This window comes from Streptomyces sp. NPDC028635 (assembly GCF_040637635.1).
In the GTDB taxonomy this organism is placed as follows: Bacteria; Actinomycetota; Actinomycetes; order Streptomycetales; family Streptomycetaceae; genus Streptomyces.
In genome coordinates, this window is record NZ_JBEZWX010000030.1 from 44,229 (window position 1) to 55,643 (window position 11,415).

The 11,415-nt window shown below is 73.0% G+C and carries 6 protein-coding genes; 2 read left to right on the plus strand and 4 right to left on the minus strand.

Translation table 11 applies throughout. The features are described 5' to 3' along the window. Window positions 1-235: 235 nt before the first annotated feature. On the minus strand, window positions 236-1,726 hold the full coding sequence (gene rpsA, locus AB0E88_RS26625) for a 30S ribosomal protein S1 (RefSeq protein WP_361635277.1): 1,491 nt from the start codon (window positions 1,724-1,726) through the stop codon (window positions 236-238). Between the two features lie 326 nt (window positions 1,727-2,052). Here rpsA and AB0E88_RS26630 point away from each other — a divergent pair, with 326 nt between their 5' ends. Both AB0E88_RS26630 and hrpB read left to right on the plus strand, forming a co-directional pair. Further along, window positions 2,053-2,940: a class I SAM-dependent methyltransferase gene (locus AB0E88_RS26630; protein ID WP_361635350.1), complete on the plus strand. Its 888-nt coding sequence runs from the start codon at window positions 2,053-2,055 to the stop codon at window positions 2,938-2,940. A 122-nt stretch (window positions 2,941-3,062) separates the two neighbouring features. Next, entirely contained in the window at window positions 3,063-5,573 is a 2,511-nt protein-coding gene (hrpB, locus tag AB0E88_RS26635; RefSeq protein ID WP_361635280.1) for an ATP-dependent helicase HrpB, read from the plus strand. 48 nt (window positions 5,574-5,621) lie between these two features. Here the strand turns inward: hrpB and AB0E88_RS26640 are convergent, their stop codons facing one another. From AB0E88_RS26640 to polA, 3 genes are all read right to left on the minus strand, one after another. Then, the gene (locus AB0E88_RS26640) at window positions 5,622-7,403 is read right to left on the minus strand and encodes a lytic murein transglycosylase (RefSeq protein WP_361635283.1); all 1,782 of its coding nucleotides are present in this window, start codon (window positions 7,401-7,403) and stop codon (window positions 5,622-5,624) included. A 400-nt stretch (window positions 7,404-7,803) separates the two neighbouring features. Beyond that, on the minus strand, window positions 7,804-8,235 hold the full coding sequence (locus tag AB0E88_RS26645) for a hypothetical protein (protein WP_361635286.1): 432 nt from the start codon (window positions 8,233-8,235) through the stop codon (window positions 7,804-7,806). Between the two features lie 284 nt (window positions 8,236-8,519). Then, a complete protein-coding gene (polA, locus tag AB0E88_RS26650; protein WP_361635289.1) occupies window positions 8,520-11,246 on the minus strand; it encodes a DNA polymerase I in 2,727 nt (908 codons plus the stop codon). Window positions 11,247-11,415: the final 169 nt, after the last annotated feature.

Here is an 11,415-nt window from a genome sequence, read left to right on the forward strand (position 1 = left end):
GAATCGCCGGGCGCGGCCAACGCGGGCCAGGGCGCGGGCCCCTGCGCGAGCAGCCCGTACACCGCCGGCACCCGCGCACCGCCGGCACACGCGCGAACGACGCCCATCCGGCAGACGCTCGCGCGCACGACTGACGCGCCGCACCCCGAAGGTACGGCGCGCGCATGACCGAGGGGCCGTACCTCGAAAGGTACGGCCCCTCAGTTACCTACTGCCAAGCCTCAGCGGCCGGCGATCAGCTCTGGCCGCCGGCCAGCTTCTCGCGCAGCGCCGCCAGCGCCTCGTCCGACGCCAGGGCGCCGGAGGTGTCGCCACCCTCGGAGGAGTACGAGCCACCGGTCGCGACCGGAGCGGCAGCCTCGCCACCCTCGGCAGCGGCCTTCTCGTCCGCCTCGCGGGACTTGATGACCTGCTGCTGGTGCTGCTCGAAGCGCTGCTGCGCCTCGGCGTACTGGCGCTCCCACTCCTCGCGCTGCTTCTCGTAGCCCTCGAGCCAGTCGTTGGTCTCGGGGTCGAAGCCCTCGGGGTAGATGTAGTTGCCCTGGTCGTCGTAGGACGCGGCCATGCCGTACAGGGTCGGGTCGAACTCGACCGCCGACGGGTCGGCACCGAAGGCCTCGTTGGCCTGCTTCAGCGAGAGGCTGATGCGGCGACGCTCGAGGTCGATGTCGATGACCTTGACGAAGATCTCGTCGTTGACCTGGACGACCTGCTCCGGGATCTCCACGTGGCGCTCGGCCAGCTCGGAGATGTGGACCAGACCCTCGATGCCCTCGTCCACGCGGACGAACGCACCGAACGGAACCAGCTTCGTGACCTTGCCGGGCACGACCTGGCCGATCTGGTGGGTGCGGGCGAACTGCTGCCACGGGTCTTCCTGGGTCGCCTTCAGCGACAGGGAGACGCGCTCGCGGTCCATGTCGACGTCGAGGACCTCGACCGTGACCTCCTGGCCGACCTCGACGACCTCGGAGGGGTGGTCGATGTGCTTCCAGGACAGCTCGGAGACGTGGACCAGACCGTCGACGCCACCCAGGTCCACGAAGGCACCGAAGTTGACGATCGAGGAGACGACGCCGGAACGGACCTGACCCTTCTGCAGGGTGGTGAGGAACGTCTGGCGGACCTCGGACTGGGTCTGCTCGAGCCAGGCACGGCGGGACAGGACCACGTTGTTGCGGTTCTTGTCCAGCTCGATGATCTTGGCCTCGAGCTCCTTGCCCACGTAGGGCTGGAGGTCGCGGACACGGCGCATCTCGACGAGGGAGGCCGGCAGGAAGCCACGGAGGCCGATGTCGAGGATGAGACCACCCTTGACGACCTCGATGACGGTACCGGTGACGATGCCGTCCTCTTCCTTGATCTTCTCGATGGTGCCCCAGGCGCGCTCGTACTGGGCGCGCTTCTTCGAGAGGATCAGGCGGCCTTCCTTGTCCTCCTTCTGGAGAACAAGGGCTTCGATCTCGTCGCCGACCTTGACGACCTCGTTGGGGTCGACGTCGTGCTTGATCGAGAGCTCGCGGCTCGGGATGACACCTTCGGTCTTGTAACCGATGTCGAGCAGGACCTCGTCCCGGTCGACCTTCACGATGACGCCGTCGACGATGTCGCCGTCGTTGAAGTACTTGATCGTCTCGTCGATCGCGGCGAGGAAGGCTTCCTCGTTACCGATGTCGTTGACCGCAACCTGCGGGGTGGTGGCGGTGGTCTCGGTGCTGCTCGTCATGTGGGAAAGGGCTCCGGTACGGACGGTGAGTCGTAGGTACTGCTTACGCCGGGAGCCCGTTTCGCTCTGCAGAAGGCCGGACAGCCAAGGAAGCGCCACACTGCGAGCACCAGGTGCTCCGTGGCGCCTCGAGAACCGAGGGGACATACATACAGATGCGAGCGCAGCCTGCTACGTCTGAGGTGCGCAGGCCCGCAGCGCAACTTGTAGCATACGGGGGCAGCCGGGCATGGTCAATGCGCGAAGCCGCACACCCGGGGCGGATCACCGCATTTCCGGCACAAAACCTGTCTCGCGAGGCCACACGGGCCGACTGCGGCCCTGTCATGACGCCCGGGGACGGGTTGGTTCGGAAGAGTACGACGAGGGAGCCGATCATCCAAGAGTCCGTATCCCCCCAGCCCTCCCCCGCCGGGCCCGACGCCGAGGCGGAGGCCACGCGGCGCGCCGCCGGGGTCACCGAGAGCGCCCGCGCCAACCGGGGCTGGTGGGACCGCAACGCCGACGAGTACCAGACCGAGCACGGCACCTTCCTCGGCGACGACCGCTTCGTGTGGGGGCCCGAGGGCCTGGACGAGGTGGAGGCCGAGCTGCTCGGCCCGCCGGAGGAGCTGAAGGGCCGGCACGTGCTGGAGATCGGCGCCGGCGCCGCCCAGTGCGCGCGCTGGCTGGCCGCGCAGGGCGCGCACCCGGTGGCCCTGGACATCTCGCACCGCCAGCTCCAGCACGCGCTGCGGATCGGTTCCTCCTTCCCCCTGGTGTGCGCGGACGCGGCCGTGCTGCCGTTCGCGGACGCCTCCTTCGACCTGGCCTGCTCGGCGTACGGGGCGCTGCCGTTCGTGGCCGACCCGCGGCTGGTGCTGCGGGAGGTGCGGCGCGTACTGCGGCCGGGCGGACGGTTCGTCTTCTCCCTCACCCACCCCCTCCGCTGGGCCTTCCCGGACGAGCCGGGACCGGAGGGGCTGACGGTCGCGGCGTCCTACTTCGACCGCACGCCCTACGTCGAGCAGGACGAGGACGGCAACGCGGTGTACGTCGAGCACCACCGCACGCTCGGCGACCGGGTGCGGGACGTGGTGACCTCCGGCTTCCGGCTGGTGGACCTGGTCGAACCGGAGTGGCCGGACTGGAACACCTCGGAGTGGGGCGGCTGGTCGCCGCTGCGCGGACATCTGATCCCGGGCACGGCGATCTTCGTCTGCGAACGGGACTGAGGCACCGCGTTTCGCGGCGCCGGTCCTGTCGCCGGGACCGGCGCCGGTTCTGACGCCGGGATCGGCGGGGAAGTTTTCCACAGGCCGGGCGGGCGCTCGCGCGCACGTAAGAAACTGGATGCGTGATCCGCTACGACGCCCTGGACGCGCTGCCCGTGCGCGGCGCCCTGCCCGCGCTGGACGACGCCCTCGACGGCCACGGTGCCGCCGTGCTCGGCGCACCGCCCGGCACGGGCAAGACGACGCTGGTGCCGCTCGCCCTGGCCGGGCTGCTGGACGGCGGGGCCGAGCGGCGGGTCGTCGTGGCCGAGCCGCGGCGGATGGCGGCGCGTGCCGCCGCGCGGCGGATGGCGTGGCTGCTGGGCGAGACACCGGGTCGGTCCGTCGGGTACACCGTGCGCGGTGAGCGGGTCGTGGGGCGGCACACGCGCGTGGAGGTCGTGACGACCGGTGTGCTGCTCCAGCGGCTGCAGCGGGACCAGGAGCTGCCGGGCGTGGACGTCGTCCTGCTCGACGAGTGCCATGAGCGGCATCTGGACGCGGACACGGCGGCGGCGTTCCTGTGGGACGTGCGCGAGGCGCTGCGGCCGGAGCTGAAGCTGGTGGCGGCATCGGCGACGACGGACTGGGACGAGTGGGCACGGCTGCTGGGCGGGGCGCCGGTGGTGGAGGCGCATGGGTCCGCCCACGTGGTCGGCGTCGTGTACGCGCCGCCGGCCCGGCCGGTGCGGCCGTCGCACGGCATGTGGGTGGATCCCGCACTGCTCGGGCATGTGGCGTCGGTGGTGCGGCGGGCACTCTCCGAGCGGGAGGGGGACGTGCTGTGCTTCCTGCCGGGCGTGGGTGAGATCGCGCGCGTGGCGGGACTCCTCGGGGACCTCGGCGGGGTGGACGTGCTCCAGGTGCACGGGCGGGCGCCGGCCGCCGTGCAGGACGCGGTGCTCTCGCCCGGGCAGCGGCGCCGGGTGGTGCTGACGACCTCGGTCGCGGAGTCCTCGTTGACGGTGCCCGGGGTGCGGGTGGTCGTCGACTCGGGGCTGGCGCGGGAGCCACGGGTCGATCACGCGCGCGGACTGAGCGCGCTGGCGACGGTGCGGGCGTCGCAGGCGTCCGGGCGGCAGCGGGCGGGGCGGGCCGGGCGTGAGGCGCCGGGGACCGTCTACCGGTGCTGGCCGGAGGCGGACGAGGGACGTCTGCCGCGGTTCCCGTCGCCGGAGATCAAAGTGGCCGACCTGACGGCGTTCGCCCTTCAGGTGTCCTGCTGGGGTGATGCCGACGCGTCCTCTCTCGCGTTGCTGGATCCGCCGCCGGCCGGGCCGATGGCGGCGGCGCGGGAGGCGCTGACGGCGCTGGGGGCGGTGGACCCGGCCGGCCGCGTCACGGAGCGCGGGCGGGCGCTGGCGCGGCTGGGGGTGCATCCGCGGCTGGGGCGGGCCCTGCTGGACACCGCCGGTGCGGGGGCGGAGGTGGTGGCGCTGCTGTCCGAGGAGGCGCCGCGGGAGTACGGGGACGACCTGGCCGGTGCCGTGCGGACGGCCCGGCGCGGCGGTGACGCCTACGCCGCGCGCTGGCGGACGGAGGTGCAGCGGCTGCGGACCGTCGCCGGGGAGGTGGCCCGGCCCGGGGACACGGCCGTCGACGCGGGCCCGCTCACGGGGGACGACAGGGCGGCCGGTGTCGTCGCCTCGCTCGCCTTCCCCGAGCGGGTCGCCAAGCTCGACGGGGGTTCGTACCTGATGGCCAGCGGCACGCGTGCCGAGCTGCCCGCCGGTTCCCCTCTGCACGGCGCCCGCTGGATCGCGGTCGCCGTGGCCGACCGGCCGCTGGGCCGGGGGCACGCGCGGGTGCGGCTGGGCGCCGTGATCGACGAGGAGGTGGCGCGGTCGGCCGCCGGGTCACTGCTCGACGCACGGCAGGAGGTGCACTGGGCGGGCGGGGACGTCGTCGCGCGGCGGGTCGAGCTGCTGGGCGCGATCGAGCTGGCGGCGCGGCCCCTCACCGACGGCCGCCCCGGTGCCGTACGGCAGGCGCTGCTGGAGGGGTTGCGGCAGGAGGGGTTCGGGCTGCTGCGCTGGTCGCCGGAGGCCGACGTGCTGCGGCAGCGGCTCGCCTTTCTCCGGCTGCACCTCGGGGAGCCCTGGCCGGACGTGTCCGACGAGGCGCTGCACACGCGCGTGGAGGAGTGGCTGGAGCCGGAGCTGAGCCGGGCCCGGCGGCGGGCCGACCTGGCACGGATCGACGCGGGGCAGGCGCTGGCCCGGCTGCTGCCGTGGGCGTCGGGGGAAGCGGCCCGGCTGGAGGAGCTGGCGCCGGAGCGGATCACCGTGCCCAGCGGGTCCAGGATCCGGGTCGACTACACCGATCCGGAGCGGCCCGTGCTCGCGGTGAAGCTGCAGGAGATGTTCGGGCTGCAGGAGTCGCCCCGTCTCGCCGGGATACCGGTGCTGGTCCATCTGCTGTCCCCGGCCGGGCGGCCGGCGGCCGTCACCGCCGACCTCGCCTCGTTCTGGCGCGACGGTTACAAGGGGGTGCGGGCGGAGCTGCGCGGCCGCTATCCGAAGCATCCGTGGCCTCAGGACCCGGCGGCCGCGGAGCCGACCCGGCACACGAACGCGCGGCTCGGTCGCGCCTGACGGCGCGGTGCCCCTCGCGGGGAGGGGCGCCGTGCCGAGCGGGGCGGGTCAGGCGCTCGGGCTCGCCGACGACGAAGGCGGGGAGGAGGGGCTGCCCGAGGGGGACGGGGACGGGCTGGTGGTCGCCTCCGGTGCGGTCACGGTGAGTTCGACGGTCAGCGTGGCGCCGCCCGCGGTGGTGATGCGCAGCAGGAACGTGCCGGTGGTGTCGTCCGCGTACAGCTTCGGGAGTTTCAGCAGGCCGTTCGCGTCGGTCCGCAGGTCCTTCAGGGTGCGGACGGCCTTGCCGTCGGCGTCCTTGAAGTAGGGGCCCTTGTCGTTCGCGGACGGGTCGTCGGCCGACTTGATGAGGGTGGCGGTGGCGGCGACCTTGCCGGCGGCCTTGCCCTTGTAGGTGGCCTTGACCTCGACCTGGTCGGCGAACGTGCCGCCGGCGACGCAGGTCTGCTGGGTGTCGCTGGTGCGGGCGAGGGTGTCCGCGGCGCGCTCGGTCACGGTGGCGGTGTAGGCGACCGCGGGGACCATCCGGCCGACGACGGCCGCGTGGACCGTGAAGTCGCCGGTCTTCTCACCGGCCTGGAGGGCGGGGGCGAGGGCGACGCCGGAGCTGTCGGTGACGACGGTGGCGACGCTCTCGCCGCCCGCGAAGACGGTGTCGGTGTCACCGTCGATGGTGAAGCGGACGCGCACCTTGGCGACGGCCTTGCCGGCCTTCGTCTCGGCGCGGGCGCCGATCCGCTGGGCGAAGGCGTCGCCGGCCATCGCGGTGGGCTTGGTGGCGTTCGTCCGTTCCAGGTGGTCCACCGTGTCGGTGGGCGTGGGTGTGGGCGTGGGCTTCGGCGTGCCGGGGGTGGTGGGCTTGCCGGGCGTGGTCGGCTCGCCCGGCTTCGGGGGCGTGGTGCCGCCGGGCGTGGGCGTCGCGGGCGACGGGTGCGGCGCGGGGGGCGTCGTCGTCGGGTGCGGGTTCGGGCCGGAGGTGCCGGGCTCGCTGGTGTGCGAAGGCAGGGTGCCCGTGCCGTCCGGGATCTCGTGGGTGCCCTTGCGGTAGTACTCCAGCCACGTCAGGACCGTGCTCAGGTAGTCCTGCGAGTTGTTGTAGCTGAGGATCGCCCGGCGCATGTCCTGCTGGGTGGACAGGTCCCAGCCGTTGCGGCACAGGTAGTGGCCGGCGGCGAGGGCGGCGTCGTAGACGTTGTTGGGGTCCTTCAGACCGTCGCCGTTGCCGTCGCGGCCGGCCCACGCCCAGGTGGACGGGATGAACTGCATGGGGCCCACGGCCCGGTCGACGGTGGTGTCGCCGTCGTAGGCGCCGTGGTCGGTGTCCTTGATGAGCGCGAAGCCGTTGCCGTTCAGCGCGGGGCCGAGGATCTTGCCGATCGTGGTGCCGTTCGCGTCGACGCGGCCGCCGCCGGCCTGGCCCGACTCGACCTTGCCGATGGCGGCCAGCAGTTCCCAGGGCAGGTTGCAGCCGGGCTTGGAGGCGCGCAGCTCGGCCGCCGCCTTCTGGTAGGCGTCGAGGACGGTCGCCGGGATGCCGGACTCGGTCGCGCCGGTGGCCGCCGGCGGGACGGTGCCGGTGGTCGGCGCCGGGTTGGGGCTGTTGAGCGGCGGCAGGTCGGTGTAGTACCGCGAGTTGCCGGTGGCGGTGTCGGTTTCGGTTTCGGCGGCCTGCACGTCGGGGGTGGGCGCGGTTCCGGCGGCGGACTGTCTTCCCTGGTCGTCGACCGTGACGCCGGGAGCCTGGGACGCGGAGAGCGCCGCGACCGCCGCAGCGGCCACAGCGGTGGTGAACGCTCCCTTGCGCAGCCTGCTGCCGAATTGCGCCGCCATGTGGTGAACCCCTCCCGTGGACGCCCTGGGCGTCCGTCCCTTTGTGGTGCCGCGCCGTCGTGTTGTGTCCGGTGTGGCCTGCTCGCCTTGGTGTGACGAACGAACCGCCGCTCCGGTTGCCCTCGTGTGGCGATTGGTCCGCCCGGCGCGGCATCCCCGTGACCCTACGACAACTTCCTTTCCTCGGGCACCTGTTCGTGCCCGATTTTTACCGGTTGGCCATGTCCCGTTCGAGGTCCTGTGCGGCACCGCATACGGGACGCCGCTGATCACGTACCGAACACGCCCTGTCAACCCGTGTCGCGGGCAGCCCCGTTGCCGTTCACGCTCAGCGACGCGGCCGCCGTACCGCCCGCTGTGCGGGCGGTACGGCGGCCGGTCACCGCGGGTGCGGGCGAGGTCAGCGGTGTGCTCGAGGAGAGCCGTCCGGCCCGGTGGCCGCAGCGGTCGGGGGCAGCGGGACCACGAACACGGTGAAGGTGCGCGCCGGGCGGGACGGGCGCGGCAGCCGGCTCAGCAGCAGTGCCAGGTAGCTCAGACCCAGCTCGGTCCACAGCCGCCAGCGCGGTGGCTCACCGGGCGTCTCGGCTGCGGCGGTGTCGTCGGCCGCGGCCGACGCGTCGCGGCGCGTGAGGCGGCGGACGAGGGCGGCGGTGCGGCGGCGCAGGGCCTCGACTCGGGTGGTGGGGGCGCGGCCGGTACTGGCGTCCGCCGCGAAGGGCGGAACGGACGGCTGCGGCGCGGAGAGATCCGCCGTGGCGTCGGCTCGGGCCGGTGCCTGGTGCTGGGCCTGAGCTCGTGCCGTGCGGCGGTGGAGCATGCGTATACCCATGCCCGCATCCTGGGGGCAGGGCGCCGGGGGGCGCGTTTCTGCGGGGGCCAGGCGAGTGACGGGCCCTCCGGGGGTTGGCGGGGGCGATGCGGTGGGGGGCTTGTGTCGTCGGGGGTGCGGGTGGTGAGGGTGCGGTGGTGGGGGGCTCGTGCCGTCGGGGGGCTGCGGGTGGTGGGGGGCTGATCGCGCAGTTCCCCGCGCCCCTCAGGTGGGGACGGCGGGCCGGGGAGGGCGGTGCAGCGGCTTTCGCCGCCCGCCACTCTCCCGGCCCTGTGTCCGTCCGGTCAGTGCGCCGCGGACTCCCAGTCGGGGCCGACGCCCACCGAGACGCCGAGGGGGACGCGGAGCTGGACCGCGGCCGCCATCTCGCGGCGGACCAGTTCCTCCGCCCGCTCACGCTCGCCGGGGGCGATCTCCAGCACGATTTCGTCGTGGACCTGGAGCAGCATGCGGGAGGTCAGGTTCGCCTCGCGCAGTGCCCGGTCCACGTTCAGCATCGCGATCTTCACGATGTCGGCCGCCGTGCCCTGGATGGGCGCGTTCAGCGCCATCCGCTCGGCCGCCTCGCGACGCTGGCGGTTGTCGCTGTTGAGGTCGGGCAGATAGCGGCGGCGGCCGAACAGCGTCGCCGTGTACCCCGTCGCCCGCGCCTCGTCGACGACCCGGCGCAGATAGTCCCGCACCCCGCCGAAGCGGTCGAAGTAGGCGTCCATCAGCGTGCGCGCCTCGGCGGCCTCGATGTTCAGCTGCTGGGACAGGCCGAACGCCGACAGGCCGTACGCCAGGCCGTAGGACATCGCCTTGATCTTGCGGCGCATCTCGGCGTCCACGGCGGCGGGCTCCACCGCGAAGACCTGCGAGGCCGCCGTCGTGTGCAGGTCCTCGCCCGAGGTGAACGCCTCGATCAGGCCCGCGTCCTCCGACAGGTGGGCCATCACGCGCAGCTCGATCTGGCTGTAGTCGGCGGTCATCAGCGACTCGTAGCCCTCGCCGACGACGAAACCGCGGCGGATCGCGCGGCCCTCGTCGGTGCGGACCGGGATGTTCTGCAGGTTCGGGTCGGTGGAGGAGAGCCGGCCGGTCGCCGCGACCGTCTGGTTGAACGAGGTGTGGATCCGGCCGTCCGAGGCGATCGTCTTGATCAGGCCCTCGACCGTGACGCGCAGCTTGGCCTGCTCACGGTGGCGGAGCATGATCACCGGCAGCTCGTTGTCGGTCTGGCCGGCGAGCCAGGCGAGGGCGTCGGCGTCGGTGGTGTAGCCGGTCTTGGTCTTCTTCGTCTTCGGCAGGCCCAGCTCGCCGAAGAGGACCTCCTGGAGCTGCTTGGGCGAGCCGAGGTTGAACTCGTGGCCTGCCGCCGCGTGCGCCTCCTTCACGGCCTGCTGCACGGCGCCCGCGAACATCTGCTCCATGGTCTCCAGGTGGGAGCGGTCCGCGGCGATGCCGTGCCGCTCCATGCGGGCCAGCAGCGCGGAGGTGGGCAGCTCCATGTCGCGCAGCAGGTCCGCGGCGCCGACCTCCTCCAGCTTGCTCTCGAACGCCTCGCCCAGGTCGAGGACGGCGCGCGCCTGGATCATCAGCGCCTCGGCCTCGGCGCCGTCGTCCGCGCCGAAGGCGAGCTGGCCGTCGGCCGCGGCGGCGGGTGCCAGCTCGCGGTGCAGGTACTCCATCGACAGAGCGTCCAGGTCGAAGGAGCGGCGGCCGGGCTTGACCAGGTACGCGGCGAGCGCGGTGTCCATGGCGACACCGGCGATGCTCCAGCCGTGCTCGGCGAAGACCCGCATGGCGCGCTTCACGTCGTGGAACACCTTGGGCCGCTCGGCGTCGGCGAGCCAGGCGGCGAACGCGTTCTCGTCGGCCTCGTCGAGCTGGGACGGGTCGAACCAGGCGGCCGGGCCGCCGGCCGTGGCCAGCGCGACCTCGGCGACGGAGCCGGTGCCCAGCCCCCAGGTGTCGACGGTGGCGATGCCGAGCGGCTCGCCGCCGTGCTCGGCCAGCCAGCCGGTCAGCTCGCCGCTGCCCAGCACCGTGCCGTCCAGTTCGACGCCGTCCGTGACGACCGGGGTCGTCTCCGCCTCCGCCGCGCCGGGGTCGACGGCGAGCAGCCGCTCGCGCAGCGACGGGTTACGGATCTCCAGGGTGTCCAGGATCATCGCGACGGCCTTGCGGTCGTAGGCCGGGCGCTCCAGGTCGGCGACCGTCTTGCCCAGCGGCACCTGCCGCTCCAGCTCGGTGAGGCGGCGGTTGAGCTTGACGGCCTCCAGGTGGTCGCGGAGGTTCTGCCCGGCCTTGCCCTTGACCTCCTCCACACGCTCGACCAGCTCGGCGAAGGAACCGAACTGGTTGATCCACTTCGCGGCGGTCTTCTCGCCGACGCCGGGGATGCCGGGGAGGTTGTCGGAGGGGTCACCGCGCAGCGCCGCGAAGTCGGGGTACTGGGCGGGCGTCAACCCGTACTTCTCGAAAACCTTCTCCGGGGTGAACCGGGTCAGCTCCGAGACGCCCTTCGTCGGGTACAGCACCGTGACGTGGTCGCTGACCAGCTGGAAGGAGTCGCGGTCGCCGGTGACGATCAGCACCTCGAAGCCCTGGTCGGCGGCCTGCGTGGCGAGCGTGGCGATGATGTCGTCCGCCTCGAAGCCGTCGACGGCGAAGCGGGAGACGTGCATCGCGTCGAGCAGCTCGCCGATCAGCTCGACCTGGCCCTTGAACTCGTCGGGGGTCTTGGAGCGGTTCGCCTTGTACTCGGTGAACTCCTGCGAGCGCCACGTCTTGCGGGAGACGTCGAAGGCGACCGCGAAGTGCGTGGGCGCCTCGTCGCGGAGGGTGTTCGCCAGCATCGAGGCGAAGCCGTAGATCGCGTTCGTCGGCTGGCCGGTCGCGGTGGTGAAGTTCTCCGCGGGCAGCGCGAAGAACGCGCGATAGGCCAGGGAGTGCCCGTCCATGAGCATCAGGCGCGGGCGGCTGCCGCCGGGGGTGCTGTCGGTCTTCTTCGCTGCTGTCTCTGCCACGCCCCCGATCCTGCCACGCCGCACTGACAGCGAGCCGCCGGCGGGTGGCTGCCGTCGGCTGGGGAGGGGCTGCCGCCAGCCGCCGGCGGGTGGCTGCCGTCGGCCGGGGAGGGGCTGCGGTGGGCTGTCGCCGGCTGCGGGGAGGCGGCCTGCGCGGCGCCGCCGGGCC